Below are 23,810 nucleotides of genomic sequence, written 5' to 3'. Positions count from 1 at the left end.
GTACACATCCAAGCATCATCGCATAGGCTAAATGGAATCATTGATAACAGGAGTGGCGATATGGAAATTCTACGATACTTTGCCGGAGGGAATACGGCGAAAGGATTTTACAGTTTGTATGACTCGAATCTTACCGATCTTGAACGTGTATTTATTTTGTCAGGAAAGTCAGTTGCTGAAAAGTCATATATAATAGAAAAAATCGTTCAAAAATGGAGCGAAGAAGGTTATTCGATCGAAGCTTTTCATCGTGCAAATGATCCTAGTCGCTTAGAGGGAGCTATCATTCGAGCATTGAGTGTTGCGGTTGTTGATGGTGATCATCCCAGAACAATTGGAAAAGAATATGTTGGCTCTTACTGGGAAACAATCGATATGGATCAAGCTTGCCGGACAGCTAATCTTGATGAAAAAGAAAATGAGATTAATGCGTTAAACGATCAAAAGGAAATTGCGTTAACCAATGCGTATAAGTCGTATGCGGCAGGCCTTCGTGTTCATGATGATTGGGAAAAGATCTACATTGATCAAATGGACTTTCAAAAGGCAGATCAAGTTGCAAACTCACTCATTATTAAGTTATTTGCTCAAGCACAAGAAACGAAAAATGAATCATGTGTGCTTCGTCGATTTCTAGGGGCTGCTACTCCGAATGGCGCTGTTGATTTTGTTGATCATATTACGCAAGATTTACAGGCAAGATATTTCCTCAAAGGGAGAGCAGGTACAGGAAAATCAACCTTTTTAAAGAAAATTGCGGGGGAAGCAGAAAGACGTGGCTATGACTTGGAAATATACCACTGTGGATTTGATCCAAATAGTCTGGATATGGTCCTCGTCCGTGAACTTGGCTGGGCTGTCTTTGATAGTACAAAGCCGCATGAATATTTTCCAAGTCGCGTAGGGGACGAAGTGGTTGATATGTATGAACTAACAGTGGCCCCCGGAACAGATGAAACATTCGCTGATGAAATTGCGAAAATCGAGGCGGCATATCGTAAAAACATGGATGATGGGAAAAGGTATTTAGCCGAGGCGAAAGGTTATCAGGATAAAATGGAGAAAATTTATGCCGAGGTGACTAATAATACCCATATTGATCATATATTGATGGAATTGAATGGGGAGATTCAAGAGCTTGTAAATAATAATCGATTATCATGACCCTCTTGCTGATGTAAGAAGGTTTTTTTATGTTTTGCAATATATTATCAAACAAAGTAACCCCATTTTTAGATATGGCGAAACACGCTTTGTAAATATGCAAAGCACCCTTTTCATGCTTCTCTGCAATTTTTGTCAATCCAGAAATGGACATAATTCGCGTGAGAAATATCCCGTCATTCTAGCGTAATCATTGAATGTTTGATCTATTATTAAAAACTGTCATATCCTTATATGACAAAGTTGTGACAACTTTGACTATTGTATGTAAATATCCCCTGTTATACTTTGAATTGTTAGAAAAAACAAAAAGTCAAGGGGGATAAGAATGAGAAAGAAGTTAAATTTAGTAGCGGTACTAACACTAGTAATGTCACTATTGTTAGCAGCTTGTGGAGGCGGAACAGCTTCAAACAGTAATAATGAAAATGGAGAAAAGAAGCCTGAACAAAATGAAACCGCTTCAAAAAGTAAGGATACATTAACGATTGCAACAGTTAATAATCCAGATATGCAAATTATGCAAAAGATGACAAAGGATTTTGAAGCTGAAACAGGAATAGAAGTTAAATTCGTCGTTTTACCAGAAAATGAATTGCGTAAAAAAGTAACGGAAGATGTAGCGTTAGGGGCAGGTCAGTTCGATATTGTCACAATTGGAACTTATGATACACCGATCTGGGCAGAGAATGGATGGATCGAATCACTACATCCATTTTTTGAAAGTTTAACTGATGAGGAAAAAAATGAGTATGACATTGAAGATATTTTTACAGCGGTAAAAAATGCACTTTCTTATGATGAAGAACTGTATGCGCTGCCATTTTATGCCGAAAGCAGCATGCTTTATTACAATATCGAAATGTTTGAAAAAGCTGGTTTAGAAATGCCAGAAAGACCAACATGGGATGAAGTCGCAGATTTAGCAGTTAAGGTTCAAGAAGCAAACGATGTACCGGGAATTATTATTCGTGGACTTCCTGGTTGGGGAGAAATGATGGCTCCATTAGGAACAATCATTAATGCGTTTGGCGGTTCATGGTATGACATGGATTGGAACGCTCAATTATCTAGTCCTGAAACAAAAGAAGCCATTCAATTTTATGTGGATCTACTTGGTAAAGCAGGTCAATCAGGTGCAACAACTACTGGGTTTACAGAAGCCCTAACATTGATGTCAACGGAAAAAGCAGCCATGTGGTACGACGCAACGGTGGCAGCAGGATTTTTAAATTCAAGTAATACGCAGGTTGCGGGTAAAATCGGTTATGCATTTGCTCCATCTCAGAAAAAGGATAATAATGGCTGGCTTTGGGCTTGGTCATTAGCAATTGAGTCTGCAAGTAAAAATAAAGAGTCGGCATTTGAATTTATTAAATGGGCGACAAGCAAAGAATATATTGAAAAAGTTGGAGAAAGTGAAGGTTGGGTAGTAGCGCCATCTGGAACTCGTGCATCAACATATGACAATCCTAAATATCAAGAAGCAGCGCCATTCTCAGATATGGTTTTACGCTCATTGGAAAATGCTGATTATGAAAATCCAACATTAAACCCAGTTCCATATAAAGGTGTTCAATATGTTGCAATACCTGAATTCCAGCAATTAGGGACAGAAGTAAGTCAGGAAATTGCCGCTGCTCTAGCCGGGCAAAAAACAGTCGATGAAGCAATGGATGCTTCACAAAAATTAGCTGAAAAGGTCGCTGAAGAGGGCGGATATAAGTAAACAATTAAGTTTGGAGGGTGGGGGCTAGCCCCCACTAACATAACCATTACTTTAGACACGGCCGGCATTACAATCAAGGGGGGAAGAGTGATGGAAATGGCTCTTAAGAAAAAGGCTAGTAAAACCATTGAACATACGAATAAAAGTAGGAGGCGATATCCAACAAAGAGGCTGCTTTTACCGAGCATTATATTTGTCGGTGTAGTTACCCAAATACCATTTATTTTAACGATTTTTTATAGTTTGCATAATTGGAATCTGATGAGACCAGATCGTGGACTTACATTCATAGGATTTTCAAATTACACTGCGATTTTATCGGAACCTGTTTTTTGGACAGTTTTAAAAAACTCCTTTTTACTGACAGTTGGTGCTCTAATCATTTGTTTAATTACAGGATTAGCATTTGCATTACTTATGAATAGAGATTTTATTGGAAAAGGAATTGTTCGGACGATGTTGGTATCTCCGTTCTTTGTGATGCCTACCGTTTCTGCGATTATATGGAAAACAATTTTAATGAATCCGAACTTTGGATTTGCTGGATATTTTGCAAAGATTCTTGGACTCCCAGCTATTGATTTTCTTGCTCATTATCCACTACAATCTATCGTTCTTGTTGTTTCTTGGATGTGGATTCCATTTTTTATGCTTATTTTACTTGCAGGGTTGCAATCCCTTCCTGAAGAATTACTCGAAGCAGCACAATTAGATGGTGCAAATAAAGTACAACAATTTTTTCATGTTATCATTCCTCATTTATTAAGATATTTTGAGGTTGTTATTTTACTAGGATTAATGTTCATTTTACAAGTATTTGGAGAGATATTCGTTACAACTTCTGGAGGTCCGGGGTATGCTTCAACAAATCTACCTTTCTATACGTACCGAATTGGATTCCAAAGTTGGGATGTCGGCTCAGCAGCGGCAGTGGGTGTAATCACAGCAGTATTAACGATCATCATTATGACAATATTGTTTTTCATTATACGTCGAACATTTAGGGAGGAAGCAGCATGAAAAAAATAATTGGGATCTCCCTTACTATACTTACGTATTTGATCGCTTTCATTTACTTTTTTCCAATCTTATGGATTTTAATTACAGGGTTTAAAAATGAAGCGGATGCAGTCATCGTTCCGCCATCCCTTTTCTTTGAACCTACGTTAGAAAATTACAAGCTCATATGGGATCTCGGTGTAAAAGAATTCTTTGTGAATTCCGTCATTGTTACGATCATAACTACATTTCTTTCGTTGTTACTAGGAGTTCCGGCTGCTTATGCGCTAGCTATGTTTAAAGTGAAAAAAGGAAATGATCTATTGTTTTGGTATATTTCTACCAAGTTTTTACCGATCGCCGGAGTTATTATTCCTATCTATTTGATCTTTAAAAATATAAATTTACTCGATTCTTTATTATCTTTAATCATTCTATATTCAGCTATGAATATACCGATCATTATCTGGATGATGCGAACGTTTTTCTTGGACATTTCTAATGAAATTATTGAGTCGGCTGAAATTGATGGGGCAACAGGGTTGGAATGTTTCTTTAAAATTGTGCTTCCTCTCGTCAGACCAGGCTTAATTTCAACGGCACTTTTATGTATGGTATTTGCTTGGAATGAGTTTTTCTTTGGAATTACATTAACATACACAACTGCTGGAACTTTACCTGTTTATATGGCTAGCTTTATGACTCAAGAAGGGTTGTTCTGGGCTAAAATGTCGGCGGCAGCCACGATTTCAATTTTGCCGGTATTAGTCTTGGGATGGTTTACTCAAAAACAATTAGTTCAAGGGTTAACAGCAGGTGCTGTGAAAGGATAAGGATGATTCTAATCAAATTGAAGGTGGGACAAGTATGATGACTGATCAATTAATGAAGGCAGCAGTATTGGATCGCCCTCATTCGATTCATATTAAACAGGTTCATATCCCAACAATTAAGAATGATGAGGTTTTAGTAAAAGTTCATTGCATAGGTGTTTGTGGATCGGATATTCATTATTATAATCATGGGAAAATTGGACGTTATGTGGTGAAGGAACCGATTATTTTAGGGCATGAATTGGCCGGCGAGATTGTTGAAGTTGGTCCTCTTGTTTCAAATGTTGCGGTCGGTGATCGAGTGGCAATTGAGCCAGGTGTAGCTTGCGGCCGATGCAGCTTTTGTAAGAATGGCCGTTACAACTTATGTCCGGATGTCGTATTTATGGCGACTCCACCAGTAAACGGAGCATGGGCGGAATATATCGCAATACGCAGTGACTTCGCCTTTAAGATTCCTGATGAAATGAGCTTTGAAGAAGGGGCGTTGCTTGAGCCTCTATCTGTTGGAATCCATGCTATGAGGAGGGGAAAGGTAGGGCCGGAAGATAGCATTTTTATATCTGGCCTAGGTCCTATCGGTCTACTGACCATTGAAGCAGCAAAAATTTTCGGGGTAACAAAAATTTATACAAGTGATCCGATTCAATATCGACGTGAAAAAGCATTAGAAATGGGAGCAACTGCAGCATTTGACCCTTTGGAAACCGATATTATTGAGGAAATTAAAATGAGAAACGGTAAGGCGGCAGATGTTGTCATTGAAACATCAGGAAATCAGCATGCGATTTCATCTGCAATCAAGATCGCAGATCGAGGCGGCAGGGTGGTTCTCGTAGGTCTTCCGATTGTAAACGATATCGTATTTGATGTTCCATATATTGTTGATTCAGAAATTGATATATCGGGAGTGTTCCGCTATGCGAATACTTACCCCATTGCGATTCAACACCTGCAATCATCTAAAAGTAAAATTGAAAAGATTATTACGCAAAAATTTAAGTTAACAGAGATTAAAGAAGCAGTGGAGTTTGCAAGAAGTGAAAAAGGCATTAAAGTCATGATTTATACTAACTAATGAGGTGAAGAAAATGATGAAGGCGTTAGTAATTGAACAACCGAATGTAGCGGTAGTAAAAGAAGTTCCATATCCACATCCAGGTTCGAATGATGTAACTATTAAGGTAGAGAACGTTGGAATATGTGGGACAGATGTACATATTTTTAAGGGGGAATTCATTTCACCATACCCGATTGTTCCAGGACATGAATTCTCAGGTGTCATACACGAAATAGGTGAAAATGTTACAAACTTTCAAGTAGGTGACCGAGTAACTGCGGATCCTTCCTTATTTTGTGGTGAATGCCAATATTGCCTTACAAATCGTGGCAATCAATGCGAAAATTGGGGTGCTTTAGGAAACACATTAAACGGAAGTATGGCTGAGTATGTAAGTGTACCAAGTAAAAACGTTGTGAAAATCCCAGACTCACTTAGCTTTGAAGCAGCTGCCTTTATTGAGCCGATGGCATGTGTTGTCCATGGGATGAATCGTCTTCAACTTCAAGTGGGCGATCGCGTTGTGTTATTCGGAGCGGGAGCAATGGGACAACAGCTCGTTCAATCTTTAAAAATGGCAGGAGCATCAGAGCTAATCGTTGTAGATATTTCAGAAAAGAAATTGGAAATGGCTATTAGTAGAGGAGCGTCAAGAGGCGTTCTAAGTCAAGATCTTGCAAGCTTAAAAGAAGAGTATCCGAATGGTTTTGACGTCGTTGTCGATGCGACAGGGATACCTGCCGTCATTGAACAAGCATTAGAATTTATGGGACCAACAGCGAAATACCTTCAATTTGGTGTGACTGCGGAAGATGCTCAAATAAGTTTAAGTCCTTTTAAACTTTATAATAAAGATTGGACTATTATCGGTTCAATGGCAATCAATCATACGTTTCTCCCTGCATATCAATGGCTGAAGGAAGAAAGAATTGAAGTTGAATCATTAGTTTCCAAAACACTTACTTTAGAGGAGACAGTAGAGTTTTTCAATTCAAATAGGGATCCCGATTTATTGAAGGTCCAAATTAAATTATAATTTGATCCGGGTTTACGAATGGCTGTAGGGCTGTCCACTAACTCCTTAAAATGAAGCAGGTGGAGAAAAGCAAACTGAAAAACAATGATTCAAAACTACAATCAATGATTTTCAGTCCCTATATGCCGATTGATGATTTAGTTGTTCGAAGAGATCATCTATTACGTAAAATGAACGATTTGGTCGACTTCTTTTCTATTTTCACTGATTGAAGATTCCAGCATTCTAGCTGCTTGCTGGTTGTTGCTTGCAGTGCAGGCGCCGACTCCTGCGGGAATGACATGAGCCTTGAGACTCCGCAAGGCGCGCAACGACAGAGGAGGCTCAAGCCATGCCCGAGGAAAGTGTGCGCCGGAACGGAAAGCAACAGATCGGTGACATCGTTCGAATTTTTCGTTGATGTAATCTTTCTTATATCTCCATACATAAAAAAGGGGCTATCACAGTAAGTCAGTTTTCACCTACTTTCTGGACAGCCTCTATATTCATTTTTAGTGTATGATGAAAAAAATTGTGGGGGAAAGAGTTTGAAAAGTCTAAAGGGAAAAATTTTAACTGGGTTTCTAGTTGTACTTGCTTTGGTTTTGGCTATGGTAATCATTATTTATACAGCCATTTATATCATGAATAAGCAAACAACCAATGTAATTGATGAAGAACTCCCATTACTTTTGGTTGCGAATGAGATTGAAATGAATATTACTGAACGTACATCGCTAGCGCGTGCATATCTTTTATATGGTCATAAAAACTATGAACAATCCTTTGTCTCACTTTCTGAAGCAAATGACGTATCTATAAAAATTTTATTAAAGCTCTTACCATCAAAGGAAACCAATGAGGCTGTTGATCGAATCATAGAATGGGAGGAAATGATCGAAACGGAAGTATTCGAATTATTTGCTAATGGTGATGAGGAGTTGGCATGGTTTAATTTGAGAAATAAGATTGAACCCGTTGGAGAAGAGCTAATATCAACATTCAAAATATTATCTACTACAAGAGCGAACAACATTAAAAGCGATGGACGCGGGGTGATTGAAAGCGGTATAATGACTGCTAGGATTAGTATAGGTATAGGTTTGACGACGATAGTAATCGGGTTAATTGTTGCTATATTTATGGCCAATTCACTTTCAAAACCGATCGTTGCAGTTGCAAACTATATGAGAGTAATCGCTTCAGGTGACTTAACGCAAAAAGAGATGAAAACGCATTCTACTGATGAGGTTGGTGTCTTATATTCCTCTGTCAATTATATGAAACAAAAAATTAGGGACATGGTAATGGAGATGGGGCGTGTTTCTAAAATTGTCACAAACCAAAGTGTAGATTTGAGCCGAGCTGCACTTGAAGTAAGTGTTGGCAGTGAGCAAGTGGCAAAAACAATGGAAGAGCTCTCCATATTCTCAGAAACACAAGTGACATCAGCGTCTGAATTGCAAGAAACGATGAGTTCATTATCTGAATTTGTTCATGACGCGAATGAGCATGGGATAATTGCTTCAGAAGAATCGGGTGTTGTACTAGATTTAACGCAAAAAGGGAGCTTATCCATCCATGAATCAATCTCTAAGATGGAGCTAATTAATGTTCAGGTACGTGAAGCAGTAGGAAAGGTTAATAAATTAGAAAAGCATTCAAAGGAAATTGATCAATTAGTAAATGTCATATCTGATATTGCTGGACAGACAAACTTACTTGCTTTAAATGCTTCAATTGAAGCAGCCCGCGTAGGGGAACAGGGCAAGGGATTTGCAGTCGTTGCAAACGAAGTGAGAAAGCTTGCAGAACAAGTGGAGAGTTCCGTTAACTTAATCACAAGCATTGTTTCGATGGTACAAACCGAAACGGAAGCAGCTGTTGAATCGCTTCATTTATGTTTCGACCAAGTTGAATCAGGAACTAAGCAAATAAATTCAACAGGGCATGCATTTGATGACATATCAAAATCAATTCAATCTGTTGTAAAAGGAATTCATGTTATTTCGGAAGATCTTTCTAGAATAACGAATGGTACTCATGTAATGAATAGTGCTATATTTCAGATTGCTTCTATATCCGAAGAGGCCTCTGCTGGAATCGAGGAAACAGCAGCGTCGTCAGAACAAACGACCAGTTCCATGCAAGAAATTACTGCAAATTCTGTATCACTCTCTGCAGCTTCCACGAATTTGGATCAATTAATTAGACAGTTTAAAATTTAATACGAAAAGGTGCTCCAATATTTGAAATATCTTATTGATCCTTATTAATCTTTCAATCGATAGGACTTTTAATTATGTGCTAATAAAGTAGGAAGTAAATTAATAGAGGGATTATGAGGGATGGACATTGAGTATAGATCTTAATATTAATTCAAGGCAGGAAAAGTTAATAAGATTTCTCTTATCAAAAAAATATCCAATCACAGTAAAAGAACTTGCAGATAAGCTCGATGTTAGTACAAGAACCGTTCAACGTGAATTTAAACAGATCAACTCCCTTTTATTGCCATTTGATTTAAAACTAATGAGAAAGCTAGGGGTAGGAATAAAAATAGAGGGCAGTGAAGAAGGGAGAAATAGACTTCTTGATCTATTAGCTGAAACGGGAGCAGATGTTATTTATACGCCGAAAGAACGTCAACAAGGAATTATATGTGAATTACTATTAAATAGTGAGCCAACAAAATTATTTACCTTTAGTAATAAGTATAAAGTAACTGAAGCAACGATTAGCAATGACCTTGATCATATCGAAGAGTGGCTAATTTCATTGAATGTAAAGCTAGTTAGAAAGCCTGGTCTAGGTGTATATGTAACTGGTACAGAAAAAAATATTCGAATGGCAGCGGCACAAATTTTTCATATGGGTATCTCAATCGATAAATGGTTGGAAATTATCTATTCTTCGAATCAGGATGATTCTATTTATAATCATAAATTGCCATTAACTCAAAATAACCCTTTGCTAAATAATGAACATATTCATATTCCAGATGTAATTTATGTGGAAAGAGTTTTAAAGGAAGTAATCGAGACTCAGACTGAGATTAAGCCTTCTGACCGTGATTATATCAATATGATCATCCATCTTGCCTTAAGCATTGATCGAATACGTCACGGGGAGTTTGTCATTGACGAAGATATTATGAAATTTGTAAAAGATGATTATTATCCGCTTGCACTAGAAATCGCAACTAAGATAGAAGCATATATTAATATCAAAATTCCGGAAGTTGAAGTGGCTTATATAGCTATGCATCTGTATGGAATTACGTTGATTTCTGAAAATAATATAGATGATGAATACTTTTATTGGTTAGATATTGCCAAAAGCTTTGTAAAGGTAATAGAGGGAAAGTTATTCATTGATCTATCTAAGGATCAATCATTAATTGACGGTTTAGTCACGCATCTAATACCGACCATCTCACGTCTAAGATTAGGATTGCAGATTCATAATCCAATGCTTGAATATGTTCAGGAACACTACTCTCAAGTTTTCGATGCCTGTAAAGAAGGATGTAAACAGATCACAATCAAAACAGGACTAATAATACCGGACTCTGAAGTTGGATATTTAGCAACACATATCGGAGCAACGATGCTAAAAGTGGGAGAAAATAAAATTCAGCAATCTAAAGTGGTGATCGTTTGTGCCAGTGGATTTGGAACGTCTCGATTTTTAGCATCCAAGCTTCAGCTAGAATTTCCAAATATACATATTGAAAACATTATCTCTGTCTCAATGCTACCAGAGTGGCTAGAAGTGAATAATCAGCGGCATGAAATTGACTTTGTTATTACAACTGTTGCGCTACCAAGCCCACCCAATATAAAGATGATTTTTGTTAATCCTTTTTTACTAGAAAGAGATCTTCAATTAATTAAGGATACTTTAGCTGAAGTGAGGGAAGCCCATCCTCGAAATGATCGTATGGTGATAAAAAAAGAAGATATGAAAGTATTTGCTGCATACGGTGAAGCGATGCTGCAAATATTAAGAAATTTGACACTAATTGAGGAATTTGAAGCAAGCTCTGAGTTAATTCCTTCTATTGTTAAAGAATTATCCGTTAACCCTATTGTGAAAAATAGTCAATATTTGCGAAAGGATCTTGAAAAACGTGAAGAATTGGGGGGATTTATTTTAGGGAAATTACTTATGCTTCATGCGAAAACAGAGGGGGTAAGTGAACTCCTTACAGTGGTTATTCGATTAAAACGACCATTTCGTTCAGTTAACGAAAATGGAATAGACATAGAGGTATCCCTGATCTTATTATTAGCTGTTCCGGCGGGCGCGGGGATGGAGCATATAGCTATGGTTAGTGAAATTAGTGCCTCACTTGTCGACGATTCATTTATTCATAGCCTAGCAGTTCACAATAGTGAAGAAGTAAAAAATTCTTTAGAAAGAATTTTATCGAATGTATTAGATGAAAAGATAAAACAGCGCCAAAATTAGGAGAGTTATTAAGAATGAACAAGCTAGGTCGATTATTCAGTACAATTGTATTTCAAAATATAGCCGCAATTATTGCCGTAGGGATCATTAAAAACTTATTTGGTGAATATGGATGGTTTCCGAATGAAGAAATATATCAAATAGTTGATCCAATGTATAATTTGCTATTGCCGCTTTTAATAGGGTATACAGGCGGGAAGGTGATAGGTGGAGGGAAATCTGGGGTAATCGCCGCGATCGCTATACTTGGATTAATCATTTCAAGTCCTGTTTCAATGATAATGGGAGCGATGATTATTGGTCCTCTTGTGGGGTGGATCAATAAAAAAGTAGAAGAGATTGTTCTTGATTATTTACCCATTGGATTAGAACTTCTAATTGGAAACCTAATCGGCGCAATCATTGCCACAACCTTTATGATGATTAATTATTATATCATTGGTCCTTTCTTTACAAATATCCTTTATTTAATCAGTCAGTTTATTCAACAGGTCGGTTCTTCAGGCTTATTACCATTACTTGCGTTAGTAATTGAACCAGGAAAAGTATTCTTTTTAAATAACATTATGAATCATGGGATCCTTTCGCCAATAGCGATGCAACAGGCGAAAGAAGCAGGGAAGTCTATTTTCTTTTTAGTAGAGTCCAATTTGGGTCCTGGGCTTGGAGTTTTGTTGGCGTATCTTATTAAATCCCCAACGAACAAGGATAAGAACTCGATAAAAGCAGCAATAGGAATCCATGCGATTGGCGGAGTTCATGAAGTCTATTTTCCATATATATTAATGAAGCCTATTTTGTTATTGCCAGTTATGGCTGGGGGAATAACTGGCATTGCCTTCTTTCAATTTTCAAAAGTTGGTTTGGTTACAACACCTTCGCCGGGAAGTATACTGTTTTTAGTAGGATTAGCTCCTAAAACAGATATGTTATTCGTGTTTCTTGGAATTTTACTTTCAACAATTGTTTCTTTTGTGATCGCATTTTTTCTTCTAAAAAAAGAGGAACTTTCCTTATCGGTAATAAGTGCAAACGGGGATATTTCTGAAGGAAGGGAAATTGAGCATAAAATAAAACCGAAGCTACATAAGCCATTGGCAAAAAAGATAGAGACCATTGTATTTGCTTGTGATGGAGGAATGGCTTCTAGTGCAACAGGAGCCGCCTTTTTGAGAAAGAGAGTAAAAGCGGCAAATTTACATCTAAATATTTCACATTCGGCTGTGGATGCAATTCCAGCTGATGCGGATATGGTAGTTACTCATAAAACCTTGAAACAAAGAGCTGAAAAATCTGCGCCTCAAGCTACAATATATGTTTTCGATACTTTTACAGATCTGAGTGTCTACGATAATTTGTTAGAAATCTTGCGGGAGCAAGTGAATAATAATGGTGAAGTACATAAAAAAGTAGAAGTAAAATCCGATTCCGAAATGGCTATATTAATCGAGGAAAACCAAATAATGCTAGATTGCAAAGCAGATTCAAAAGAGGAAGCTATTACATTAATTGGCGAACGAATGGTAGAATTAGGTTATGTAACAAATGGATATATTGAAGAAATGCTTGATAGAGAAAAGATGATGTCAACATATATCGGAAATGGCGTCGCTCTTCCGCATGGATTTAATCTAAAAAGTACTTCGATTATCAAGCCTGGTTTCGTGATAGCTCAATTTCGATATGGTATTAAATTTAATAATGAAATCGCCTATCTATTAATTGGAATTTCTGGGGTGGGAGATCAGCAGGTAAGAATCATTTCATCAATTGCTGGGTTAATTGAAGAGAAGGATGAGGTGAAATTACTAATTAATACTAGAAAAAAGGAAGAATTTCTTTCTTTTCTAAGGAAAATTGAAATGTATAAGTAGGAGAAGTAAATGATTATTCAAGATATTTGGGTAAATAGTGAGTATGGCATTCATTTAAGATCAGCTTCTGAATTAGTGGAAATTGTAAAACATGGAAGTTCTAAAGTTTGCTTAATATATAAAGGAAAGAAGACGTGTATTACCAATATCATTAGTGTATTAAAATTAGGCGTAACAAAAGGTAGCATTGTGACACTCATTGTGGACGGTGTGGATGCGGAAATTATTATGAATAAAATAAAGAAATGTATAACTGATTAGTATCAGGAATCAGGATGATTGAAGGGAGAAAAGTCCGCCATGTTGAAGGCGGACTTTTTGGTCGTTAACTTCATGTAAACCCGCTAGTTAATCATGTACTATGGATGTTCACCTTACTAAATGCGATCATAACTCGATAGTATACAAATACAAAGTTTGGATGGTTGCCAAGGGAGAAAACAAACGAGTGACTGAATAAAAGAAGAACCGGCCTCCTTAACTGGAGATCGGTTCTTCTTCCGTATTAATGGGTTATAATTTATCATTTTAGGAACTACATAGGAGCAATTTTGTCCTTTCGACTGAACTCTATCTTATTGCCTAGTATGCGGGTAGAACTAAAGAGCTTGATTCGACAAACTGATAGGGAGTATTTACCTGTTTAGCGAAAATTATGTCGAATTACCTTAATAGAATCACTGTTTTTTCAAGAAACATAACTGTTTTTTAAATTTTTTTATCGGAATTGTCAATCTATAATTGTGAGGAAGTTTTAATGAAAAGGCTTACAAGGGAGGGGGAAACTAGAAAACGGTTGTCTAAAAAATAAAGGACGGTGAATAGAAGTATGTTCAAAAGGTCTGGTTTTGGTAGACAAGCATTGACTGTCGCTTTAGCGATACCATTATTATTTACGGGGATATCTGGGGCCGCGGGGGCAGAGAAAACTGACAACATAGATGAGAAGATTAGTATGCAAATGGAGTATTTAGACAGGGGACTCGTTGCAGCCTCGACCTCTGAAGGTGTGTTTATTAGTTGGAGATTATCGGCAAATGAAGTGACTGACTTTGGAGAGAATGGATTGATAGGAGCAAATTTCAATCTGTATCGCGATGGAAAGAAAATTGCCTATATAAGTGACAGTACAAATTATTTGGACCGAGAAGGTGAGGAAAATTCCGAATATCATGTAAGAGCAGTTGTTGATGGGAAGGAAGTAGATGAAAGTAATACAGTCACACCGTGGGAAAATCAATATTATGATTTGCCATTGAATAAACCGGCAGATGGAAGTACACCTGCTGGTGAGCTATATACGTATTCAGCAAATGATATGAGTGTAGGGGATGTTGACGGAGATGGACAATACGAATTTTTTGTAAAATGGGATCCATCAAACTCTAAAGATGTATCGCAAGTAGGCTATACGGGAAATGTGTATATCGACTGCTATACATTCGAAGGAACGCTTCTTTATCGCATTGATCTAGGGCCAAACGTTAGGGCCGGGGCTCACTACACACAATTTTTAGTATATGATTTTGATGGAGATGGCAAAGCAGAAATGATGTTTAAAACGGCTCCGGGTACAAAGATTATTAAATACGATAAAGAAGGAAATATTACTTCTGAAAAATATATAAGGATGCTTCAAGAAGATATTGACGCTGGGTATAGCAATGAAGATGACTATCGCATGAGTAATGAGGATTATTATAACCATCTGGTCAAAATGTTTATGGGCTGGCATGAACATGAGGAAGTCGTACAAGGTCATTGGCCGAAAACCCTAGAAGCGGCTTTGGGAACTGAAAATAAATATAGTTATCCGTTATCGCGGGCTGATGCTGAGTCATTGGCAGATTATTTTATTGATGTGTATGCTCCTAGTAGAAGTGGAAATAATCGACTGAGAAATTTTGAAGGTTTTATTCTAGAAGGTCCCGAATATTTAACGGTCTTTGAAGGTGCAACAGGGGATGAATTAGAAACGATTCATTATAAACCAGGACGACATGATGACGGCTTGATGTGGGGCGACTATGCGATGGCAAGAATTGAGCCAGGAAATCGGGTAGACCGTTTTCTAGCAGGTGTTGCCTATCTTGATGGCGAGAAACCCGCGGCTGTTTTTGCAAGAGGATATTATACGAGAACGACACTCGTTTCGTATAATTGGAACGGAAAAAATTTAGAAGAAATTTGGTATGTTGATAGTGGTTGGACGCCGATGACGAATCCATTTAATGACGGTCCGCATGGTCGCGATGGGACTGATCCGGAGTTTGGAACGCTTACCACTCAAGGAGCCCACTCACTAAGTACTGCTGATGTGGATGGAGATGGAAAGCAGGAAATCATATATGGCGGAGCTACGATTGACCATGACGGAACATTATTATACAGTTCGATGGATATTATGCCTCCTCAAAGTGCAGACCCCGGAGCAATAGCAAGAGTTGGGCATGGTGATGCACTGCATGTTGCTGATATTGATCCTGACAGGCCCGGACTTGAAATTTTCATGGTTCATGAAGGAGGCGCTTCGGCACCTTATGGATATGCATTGCGCGATGCGAAAACAGGTAAAGTGATTTACGGCGGATATACCGGAAGAGATACAGGTCGTGGAATGGTGGGAGACGTCGATCCTGACAAGCGTGGTTTAGAAACATGGGCGGTGGGATTATGGACGGCTGATGGTGAGCAGATTAATACTTCAGCTCCGGGAACAAACATGAATATTAAATGGTCGGCAAATATGACGACCCAAATTGTCGGAGGTTCTGGTGATGCCACTACAACAATCGATGATTGGAAAAAAGGTAGATTGCTAACCGCAACTGATACGAGAACGAACAATGGTACGAAGGGAAATCCTTCATTAGTAGCTGATATTTTCGGTGACTGGAGGGAAGAGCTACTTGTCAGAACCGCAGATAGCTCAGCAATTCGAATTTTTGTGACTACAGAAGTAACAGATCGAAAATTGTATACATTAATGCATGATGCTCAATATAGAACGGGAATTGCTTGGCAAAATGTGACGTATAATCAGCCAGCATATCCGAGCTTCTATTTTGCATCTGACATTGATTGGAGCAAGGTGCCGATTCCTTCATTGGAGACGCCAGCATTGTTCACGGCATTGGAAGGCTTAATGTCCCAATATGAAAACAATGGTGAATTAACAGGTCCGCTAGCATCTCAATTAAATAATAGTTATAAACAAGCGATTCACCATGCTGAAAAAGGATCAACAAAGCAAGCAATTAAGTTTATGGAAAAACATTTATCGCAGATCGACCATAAAACAAAACAGGCAAATATTTCAGAGAAAGCGAAGCGAAACTTAAGTTATCTTGCTGAGCAGATTATTGATATGTGGAATAAGTAAGTGATAGATGATCCTGACATTCGAAAAATGAATGTTAGGATCTTTTTAATTGTTTTCGACCAAATTGGTATTAAAGGAACGAAGCTCGGGGTCTGAAAAAGCTCACGGACCGCCCCGCGGAAATCACCAGTTTTAATATCATGAAAAAAACATCCATATTTTTGCTATACTATTATGTATCTACTAGTATGGAGGTTTTATCTATTGCTCACTAAAGCAAATCACCTGCTGCACACACATTTCGGATATGATCATTTCCGAGATGGGCAGGAAGCGATTATTCAAAAAGTAATGGATGGTAAGGATACGCTCGGTATCATGCCGACGGGCGGGGGGAAATCAGTTTGTTACCAAATACCAGCGATGCTTTTTCGCGGTGTGACGATTGTCATTTCTCCTCTTATTTCATTAATGAAAGATCAAGTGGATGCGTTAGATAAAGCAGGCATTCCCTCTACATATATTAATAGTGCGATTTCTGGAGAAGAGATGCAGCAACGGCTTGCTGGTGTTTATAATGGAGAGTATAAGCTTGTTTATGTAGCTCCAGAACGGCTTGAAGCTCCGTCATTTCTTCGATTGCTTGATGGAATTCACATTTCTCTCATTGCAATTGATGAGGCGCATTGTATTTCGCAATGGGGTCATGATTTTAGACCGAGCTATTTAAATATAAAACAATTGATTAGTCGAATTAAGCCAAAGCCGGTCGTTTTGGCTCTAACCGCAACGGCTACTCCTCATGTGCGCGAAGATATTTGTGAACTTCTCCATATTGACGATCAAAACACAGTGATTACTGGTTTTGGTCGGGAAAATTTGCATTTCCAAGTTGTAAAAGGACAAGATCGTGATCGTTTTCTTATAGACTATATTGGAAAAAATAAGGAGCAGGCTGGAATTATTTATGCAGCAACTCGGAAAGAAGTCGATCGACTTCATCATTTTTTACAGACAAAAGGGATAGCGGTAGGAAAATATCATGCGGGGATGTCAGAGCATGAGCGGAATCGAATGCAAGAACGTTTTCTTTACGATGACGTGACGGTTATGATTGCAACGAATGCTTTTGGAATGGGGATTAATAAGTCTAACGTAAGATTTGTTATCCACTTTCATATCCCTCGCAATATGGAGGCTTACTATCAAGAGGCGGGAAGAGCGGGCCGTGATGGTGAAGAAAGTGCTTGTATTCTACTGTTTTCTCCACAGGATATCCACATCCAATCGTTTTTAATAGAGCAATCTGATATGGATGAAGGTCGCAAAGAAAACGAATATGCAAAGCTAAGGCAGATGGTTGCCTATGGTCATACAGAGTCATGTTTACAGCAATATATTCTTCATTATTTTGGTGAAGAGAATGCTTCTGAGTGTGAAAAATGCGGAAATTGTACAGATGATCGCGAACAGGTCGATGTAACGGTTGAGGCGCAAATGGTATTGTCTTGTATTCGACGGATGAATGAGCGCTTCGGCAAGACGATGATTGCGAAGGTACTTACAGGTTCAGGGGATAAAAAAATAAAAAGCTTTCAGTTTGATCAGTTGTCGACGTACGGAATTATGAAGGAAAAGACGCAGAAGGAAGTAAGTGAATTCATCGACTTTCTGACGGCCGAGGGATATTTACGACCAACGGATGGCGCATATCCGACCTTATTGCTAACAAATCAGGCTGGAGAAGTTCTTCGTGGAAAAGAACATGTGATGCAGAAGGAAAAAGTACAGATTACACAAATTATTGAAGACAATGACTTATTTGAAAAGCTACGTGCGTTACGAAGAGAGATTGCTGAAGCGGAAAAAGTACCTCCATATATCATCTTCTCGGATGCGACATTGCGAGAAATGAGTGGATTGTTGCCGCGTAACGAGCAAGAGCTCCTGCACATAAAAGGCATCGGAGAACGAAAATTAGAAGCGTATGGAGCACCATTTCTTGAAGTGATTCAATTGTATTGTGAGGAAAATGACGTTGAAAAAACTTCAAGCTTTGTTCCGAATATAGAAAAAAGGCCGGCCGTAAAAAGCGATAAAGAAGTGAGTCATCATACAACTTACAAGATGTTACAAGAGGGTCATAGTGTTGCTCAGATTGCAAATGAACGCGAGATTTCTGAGAGAACGATTGAAGGACATTTGATCAAGTGTTTTGACGAAGGAATGGAAATCGATTGGAACCAATTTATCCCGGAGCAATATGAAGACCTTATTGCGAAGGCTGTTAAAGAAGCTGATTCAACGAGACTGACACCAATCAAAGAGCTGCTACCGGATGAAATTAGCTTTTTCATGATTAGAGCGTATTTGCAAAAAAATGCATGATGCAATAAATGCCTAGCATCCGACCAAAATGGTTAGAGGCTAGGCATTTTTAAAATTAAAAAATGATATGAGCAACTAAGGTAATGATTGGCAATGTGATTAAAGTCCGCAATAGGAATAAAATAATTAAATCTTTCATGCCAACTGGTATTTTTGAACCGAGCAACAATCCACCTACTTCAGACATATAAATGAGCTGAGTAACGGAGACAGCAGCAATAATAAATCGTGTCATTTCTGACTCAATTCCTGCTGCTAAGATGGAAGGCAGGAACATATCCGCAAAACCAACAATCAATGTTTGTGATGCTGCTTGTGCTTCAGGAATTCTCAGTAATTCAAGGAGCGGGATGAATGGCAGACCAAGCCATTGAAAGATCGGCGTATATTCCGCGATGATTAATGCAACCGTACCGATGGCCATAACGATCGGTGCGACACCTATCCACATATCAAGAATATTTTTGACTCCATCTTGAAGAAATTTACTAACGCTGCGGCTTCTTCTTGCTTGTAACTGGGCTTGTTCCATTCCGTATTCGAAGCGCGAATAGCCATCAGGAATTAATTCCATTGTATTGTCGTCGACTTTCTCATTAATGAACGTGTTCGGCTTGTTAGCAAGCGGCCATATGCGTGGCAAGACAATCGCGGCAATCATACCTGAGAGGGTAACCGTCAAATAATAAGGGACGAAATAGCTTTCTAAGCCAACTTGCTTAATGATAACGATGCTAAATGTGATCGATACGACCGAGAAAGTTGTGCCGATAATTGCCGCTTCTCGTTTCGTATAGTACCCATCTTCATATTGTTTGCTAGTAAGCAAAACCCCAATTGTCCCATCACCAAGCCATGAGGCGAGCGCATCAATGGCAGATCTTCCAGGCAATTTAAAAACGGGACGCATAAATTTTGTTAAAAGTGCCCCGAAAAGCTCGAGCAATCCAAAGTTTAGGAGCAGTGGAAGCAATAACCCTGCAAAAAAGAAAACACAAAAAAGTACAGGCAATAAATCGAACATTAAAATGGCCCCAGTATTTTCAGACCAAATCGCTTCTGGACCAAGCTTAAAGAAAACCATGATTGAAAAAATGACTGCCAAAACTCGAGCAATTACCCAAATAACCGGAACATCAAACAATGCTGTTAGAAATGAGGATCGGCTCATAAAAAGAGGTCTTACTGTTTTTACTAGTAAGGTTCCAATAAAAGCAATAAAAATAATCGCTACCATGATTGTTGGAATCATTGCACTTAACCAATTTTGTAATGAGTTAGATAAAATAGCAATTGGAATGGTGATCCCACTCTTTGAGGGATTGGAATCATGAATAAAAAAACGCCGATAATGGACGGGATTAAAAATAGAAGTAAATCATTTATTGTAAATGCCCTAGTGTTTTTCACTGTTTACGTTCCTTTCATCTAATACATAAAAATTCAAACCTTCCTTATCTTAATGCATTGAGGTAAGGAAATCCAGAGCTTTATTTTGCCAAAAAAGAGAGTGTTCGTGAAAACAGTGATTTAGATAATGATCATAGCAGATAGGCTCCCTTTTTTGCAAAGTGTCGCTTATTCAGTTACAATATGAAGCAATAAGAGAGGGGAGAACCTCTTCGAGAAGGAGCTTTTCAATGATTAAATGTATTGCATCAGATATGGATGGAACATTATTAAACGCGAAACAAGAAGTCAGTGAGGCGACCGTTCAAGCAATTAAAGCAGCACAGGAACAAGGAATTGATTTTATCGTTGCGACGGGCAGGGCATATAGTGAGGTCCGCTACGTATTAGATAGAGCTGGAATTGATTGTCCTGCTATTTGTGTAAATGGCGGGGAAATTCGTGATAAAGATGGAAATGTATCTTTTTCGGTGGGGCTTGATGGCGAAACTTCAACAAAAATCACGTCCGTTTTTTCCGATTTAGATATTTATTTTGAATTGTATACACGAGGTGGCACGTATACGACAAGCTATGAAAATGGAATTCAAGTCGTTGTCGATATTTTCCATACGGCAAATCCATCGATGAACATTGAAGAAATCCGTAAATCAGCAGATGACCGTTTTAATCAGCGCTTAATCAAAGTCATTGACGATTATGGTCCAATTTTTGCAGAGGAAGATTGTCATGTATATAAATTTCTTGCCTTTTCACGAGACGAAGAAACATTGGAAAAAGCAAGAACACTTCTGAAAGAAATTGCTGGAATTGAAGTGACATCATCAGGCCGTAATAACCTTGAGGTGATGCATTATCAAGCTCAAAAAGGAGCCGCTTTGCAAAGATATACAGAAGCTCAAGGCATTTCATTAGCAGACACAATGGCATTGGGAGACAACTATAACGACATCTCTATGCTAGAAATTGCTGGTCATTCGGTTGCAATGGGCAATGGGGAAAAGCCAGTGAAAGAAATCGCTAAGCATGTGACTGATACAAACGATAATGATGGAGTTGCCAAGGCAATTGTACAGGCGCTTGAAGGGTTGAAAATATCAAAATAACAATGAACCGCTGAAATGAATTCAGCGGTATTTTTATGTTTAAAATTCACGAATTGAGATAAATAAGTAGTAAAAAAGCAGGTGAATGGGTATGCGTACTCCGGAGCTTTTTGCGTTAATCATGTTTATTGTTTTCATTGTATTGATTTTAGTCCCAATCGTTATTTTTCTTTGGATTTACATACTTGACGCGCGTCAAAAGGAACATTCGGTATTAAGGAATTACCCGTTGCTCGGAAATATTCGTTATTTAATGGAAAATATCGGACCGGAATTTAGACAGTATCTATTTACTAATAATCGTGAGGGTAAACCATTTTCAAGACACCAATATGAAAGTGTCGTGAAATCAGGAAAGTATAAAGAGCGTATCCATGCATTTGGATCTGAGCGAGATTTTGATCAACCGGGATTTTACATAAGGAATGCAATGTTTCCGCTTTTACACGAGGAGCTACGCATTGACCAAAAGCCTAAAGTACAAACGAAGTTATATACAATTGATCGAGAAGGACTGTTTAATCGCAAAGAGCATTGTGAAGATCGACTCGTAGATCCTCAGCTATTAGCTAATGAAGATGCGGTCGTTATCGGTGAACACCATTGTAGACAGGCATTTAAAGTGAAAGGGCTCGTCGGCCAATCGGCGATGAGTTATGGGGCTTTAGGGAAAAATGCGATTATTGCCTTATCGAAAGGTCTTGGGATTGCAGGCGGAACATGGATGAATACAGGAGAAGGTGGCCTTTCCTTGCATCATTTACGAGGAGACGTCGATATTATTATGCAAATTGGTCCTGGACTATTTGGTGTCCGAACAGAGGAAGGGGAGTTTTCTTGGGAGCTGTTTAAGAAAAAAAGTGAAATGAACCAAGTAAAGGCATTTGAAATAAAGCTAGCACAGGGGGCAAAAACACGAGGTGGTCATATTCTAGGTGAAAAAGTCACACCTGAAATTGCCGAAATTCGTAATGTACCCCCTTGGCAAACGGTTGATAGCCCGAACAGATTCCGGCAATTTCGCGATACGGAAGGGTTATTACATTTCGTAGAGGAGTTAAGGGAAGTAGGAGGGAAGCCAGTTGGGGTAAAAATCGTCGCGGGATCAATAGCAGAAGTGGAGAGCTTTGTAAGTGAAATGGCTAAGCTTGGAAGAACCCCTGATTTTTTAACGATTGATGGCGGCGAGGGCGGGACAGGAGCCACTTTTCAAGAGTTATCTGATGCAGCAGGGCTTCCATTATTTTCAGCCTTGCCTTTACTTGATGATATGCTAAAAAAATATGGCATTCGTGATCAGCTGAAAATCATTGCTTCGGGAAAATTAGTTACACCTGATCAGATCGCCTATGCATTATGCCTTGGCGCCGACCTTGTTAATACCGCCCGCGGCATGATGATTTCAGTGGGCTGTATTATGGCGCAAGTATGCCATAACAATACATGTCCGGTCGGTGTCGCAACAACGGACCCAAACCGTGAAAAAGCGCTTGTCATTGAGGAGAAAATGTACCGGGTCGCCAATTACGTTATTTCACTTAGAGAAGGATTATTTAATCTTGCTGCCGCGGCGGGTGTCGCTTCACCGACCGAATTGTCTGAGGAACATCTTATGTATCGCTCACCATCGGGGCAACTGATGACCGGTACGGAATTTAAAAGAAGCATACTCGATTTTGCGCCAGTAAAAAACTGAAATATACCTAAATGCAAAAAGCCCCTTCGTTGGCCTGAAGGGGCTATTTTTTATAAAACCTTATCTTTTTCCCAGTCATACGTCCAGAAGCGTTCTTTTTGCCAGCGTTCGATTAAATCCGGGTTTTGCGCTGCTTGTTCGTCTTCCATGTCCTCAAACATACCAGCTGTTTGGGAAATATGAGCTTTTAACGTTTCAATTTTTCTTTTCCAATATGGGCTAACATCATGAACGATATCGGCTTGCCCAATTTCGGCTTCATGATTATTCGAAAAGGCGACGCAATGTAATTTGGGGCGTGATTCTTTTGGCAATCTGCGAACAGCACGAACGACAGCCCTTCCAGTCGCTTCATGATCAGGGTGAACCGAATAACCAGGATAAAAGGTAATGACAAGTGAAGGGTTAAGCTCCTCAATTAAACCAAAAACCATGTTTGCAAGCTGCTCATCATTTTCGAATTCCAACGTTTTATCACGATAGCCCATCAATCGTAAATCGGCTAAACCCATTGCTTTAGCAGCGGCTTTTAGTTCCTCTTTACGAATGTGTGGGAGTGATTCCCGGGTTGCAAACGGTGGATTTCCAAGGCTCCTCCCCATTTCACCTAAAGTTAAACAAGCGTACGTAACGGGAGTTCCTTGGTCGATATATGCAGAAATTGTCCCCGAAATTCCAAACGCTTCATCATCGGGATGGGGAAGCACAATTAAAACGTGACGTTCTTTTTCCAACGGAATT

General features: G+C 38.7%; 15 protein-coding genes and 1 pseudogene. 14 read left to right on the top strand and 2 right to left on the bottom strand.

Going from position 1 to position 23,810, the window contains the following annotated elements; translation table 11 throughout:
• Positions 1-60 precede the first annotated feature (60 nt).
• The 12 genes from KHA95_RS02230 (at position 61) to recQ (ending at position 18,857) form a co-directional block, all read left to right on the top strand.
• Positions 61-1,164, top strand: coding sequence for a PRK06851 family protein (locus KHA95_RS02230; RefSeq protein ID WP_213135827.1), 1,104 nt, complete (start codon positions 61-63; stop codon positions 1,162-1,164).
• Between the two features lie 328 nt (positions 1,165-1,492).
• A complete protein-coding gene (locus KHA95_RS02225) occupies positions 1,493-2,893 on the top strand; it encodes an ABC transporter substrate-binding protein (RefSeq protein ID WP_213135826.1) in 1,401 nt (466 codons plus the stop codon).
• Between the two features lie 90 nt (positions 2,894-2,983).
• Positions 2,984-3,913, top strand: a complete 930-nt coding sequence (locus KHA95_RS02220; RefSeq protein WP_213135825.1) for a carbohydrate ABC transporter permease — start codon at positions 2,984-2,986, stop codon at positions 3,911-3,913.
• Complete coding sequence (locus tag KHA95_RS02215; RefSeq protein ID WP_213135824.1) at positions 3,910-4,725, top strand: carbohydrate ABC transporter permease; 816 nt, start codon at positions 3,910-3,912, stop codon at positions 4,723-4,725. The genes KHA95_RS02220 and KHA95_RS02215 overlap by 4 nt, the downstream gene beginning before the upstream one ends.
• 34 nt (positions 4,726-4,759) lie before the next feature.
• Complete coding sequence (locus tag KHA95_RS02210) at positions 4,760-5,803, top strand: NAD(P)-dependent alcohol dehydrogenase (protein WP_349305423.1); 1,044 nt, start codon at positions 4,760-4,762, stop codon at positions 5,801-5,803.
• Positions 5,804-5,819: 16 nt separating this feature from the next.
• A complete protein-coding gene (locus KHA95_RS02205; protein WP_213135823.1) occupies positions 5,820-6,821 on the top strand; it encodes a zinc-dependent alcohol dehydrogenase family protein in 1,002 nt (333 codons plus the stop codon).
• Between the two features lie 590 nt (positions 6,822-7,411).
• On the top strand, positions 7,412-9,028 hold the full coding sequence (locus KHA95_RS02200) for a methyl-accepting chemotaxis protein (RefSeq protein WP_481748406.1): 1,617 nt from the start codon (positions 7,412-7,414) through the stop codon (positions 9,026-9,028).
• Between the two features lie 127 nt (positions 9,029-9,155).
• Positions 9,156-11,273 carry a BglG family transcription antiterminator gene (locus KHA95_RS02195; RefSeq protein WP_213135821.1) on the top strand — a complete coding sequence of 706 codons (2,118 nt, stop codon included), beginning with the start codon at positions 9,156-9,158 and terminating at the stop codon, positions 11,271-11,273.
• 14 nt (positions 11,274-11,287) lie between these two features.
• Entirely contained in the window at positions 11,288-13,147 is a 1,860-nt protein-coding gene (locus tag KHA95_RS02190) for a PTS sugar transporter subunit IIA (RefSeq protein WP_213135820.1), read from the top strand.
• A gap of 9 nt (positions 13,148-13,156) precedes the next feature.
• Entirely contained in the window at positions 13,157-13,408 is a 252-nt protein-coding gene (locus KHA95_RS02185; protein ID WP_213135819.1) for an HPr family phosphocarrier protein, read from the top strand.
• A 568-nt stretch (positions 13,409-13,976) separates the two neighbouring features.
• Positions 13,977-16,529 (top strand): rhamnogalacturonan lyase, encoded by a 2,553-nt coding sequence (locus KHA95_RS02180; RefSeq protein ID WP_213135818.1) that lies wholly within the window; start codon positions 13,977-13,979, stop codon positions 16,527-16,529.
• 204 nt (positions 16,530-16,733) lie between these two features.
• Entirely contained in the window at positions 16,734-18,857 is a 2,124-nt protein-coding gene (gene recQ / locus KHA95_RS02175) for a DNA helicase RecQ (protein ID WP_213135817.1), read from the top strand.
• A gap of 55 nt (positions 18,858-18,912) precedes the next feature.
• Here recQ and KHA95_RS02170 read toward each other — a convergent pair.
• Positions 18,913-20,189: pseudogene (locus KHA95_RS02170) on the bottom strand (YjiH family protein).
• Positions 20,190-20,497: 308 nt separating this feature from the next.
• On the opposite strand from KHA95_RS02170, the gene KHA95_RS02165 reads away from it, so the two are divergent.
• Together KHA95_RS02165 and KHA95_RS02160 are read left to right on the top strand one after the other, a co-directional pair.
• Positions 20,498-21,373: a Cof-type HAD-IIB family hydrolase gene (locus KHA95_RS02165; RefSeq protein WP_213135816.1), complete on the top strand. Its 876-nt coding sequence runs from the start codon at positions 20,498-20,500 to the stop codon at positions 21,371-21,373.
• A gap of 91 nt (positions 21,374-21,464) precedes the next feature.
• Complete coding sequence (locus KHA95_RS02160) at positions 21,465-23,069, top strand: FMN-binding glutamate synthase family protein (RefSeq protein ID WP_213135815.1); 1,605 nt, start codon at positions 21,465-21,467, stop codon at positions 23,067-23,069.
• A 50-nt stretch (positions 23,070-23,119) separates the two neighbouring features.
• Here the strand turns inward: KHA95_RS02160 and bshB2 are convergent, their stop codons facing one another.
• Positions 23,120-23,803 (bottom strand): bacillithiol biosynthesis deacetylase BshB2, encoded by a 684-nt coding sequence (gene bshB2, locus KHA95_RS02155; RefSeq protein WP_213135814.1) that lies wholly within the window; start codon positions 23,801-23,803, stop codon positions 23,120-23,122.
• Positions 23,804-23,810: the final 7 nt, after the last annotated feature.

It is taken from the genome of Bacillus sp. FJAT-50079, from assembly GCF_018343515.1.
Taxonomy (GTDB): Bacteria; Bacillota; Bacilli; order Bacillales; family Bacillaceae_C; genus Lederbergia.
Note: the sequence above shows the minus strand (reverse complement) of the source record. Positions and strands in the feature narration are given on the sequence as shown.

What these genes read in the sequence shown, in the direction of transcription:
- KHA95_RS02230 (WP_213135827.1), top strand. Translation starts at nt 61, where the DNA reads ATGGAAATTCTACGATACTTTGCCGGAGGGAATACGGCGAAAGGATTT.
- KHA95_RS02225 (WP_213135826.1), top strand. Translation starts at nt 1,493, where the DNA reads ATGAGAAAGAAGTTAAATTTAGTAGCGGTACTAACACTAGTAATGTCA.
- KHA95_RS02220 (WP_213135825.1), top strand. Translation starts at nt 2,984, where the DNA reads ATGGAAATGGCTCTTAAGAAAAAGGCTAGTAAAACCATTGAACATACG.
- KHA95_RS02215 (WP_213135824.1), top strand. Translation starts at nt 3,910, where the DNA reads ATGAAAAAAATAATTGGGATCTCCCTTACTATACTTACGTATTTGATC.
- KHA95_RS02210 (WP_349305423.1), top strand. Translation starts at nt 4,760, where the DNA reads ATGATGACTGATCAATTAATGAAGGCAGCAGTATTGGATCGCCCTCAT.
- KHA95_RS02205 (WP_213135823.1), top strand. Translation starts at nt 5,820, where the DNA reads ATGAAGGCGTTAGTAATTGAACAACCGAATGTAGCGGTAGTAAAAGAA.
- KHA95_RS02200 (WP_481748406.1), top strand. Translation starts at nt 7,412, where the DNA reads ATGGTAATCATTATTTATACAGCCATTTATATCATGAATAAGCAAACA.
- KHA95_RS02190 (WP_213135820.1), top strand. Translation starts at nt 11,288, where the DNA reads ATGAACAAGCTAGGTCGATTATTCAGTACAATTGTATTTCAAAATATA.
- KHA95_RS02185 (WP_213135819.1), top strand. Translation starts at nt 13,157, where the DNA reads ATGATTATTCAAGATATTTGGGTAAATAGTGAGTATGGCATTCATTTA.
- KHA95_RS02180 (WP_213135818.1), top strand. Translation starts at nt 13,977, where the DNA reads ATGTTCAAAAGGTCTGGTTTTGGTAGACAAGCATTGACTGTCGCTTTA.
- KHA95_RS02165 (WP_213135816.1), top strand. Translation starts at nt 20,498, where the DNA reads ATGATTAAATGTATTGCATCAGATATGGATGGAACATTATTAAACGCG.
- KHA95_RS02160 (WP_213135815.1), top strand. Translation starts at nt 21,465, where the DNA reads ATGCGTACTCCGGAGCTTTTTGCGTTAATCATGTTTATTGTTTTCATT.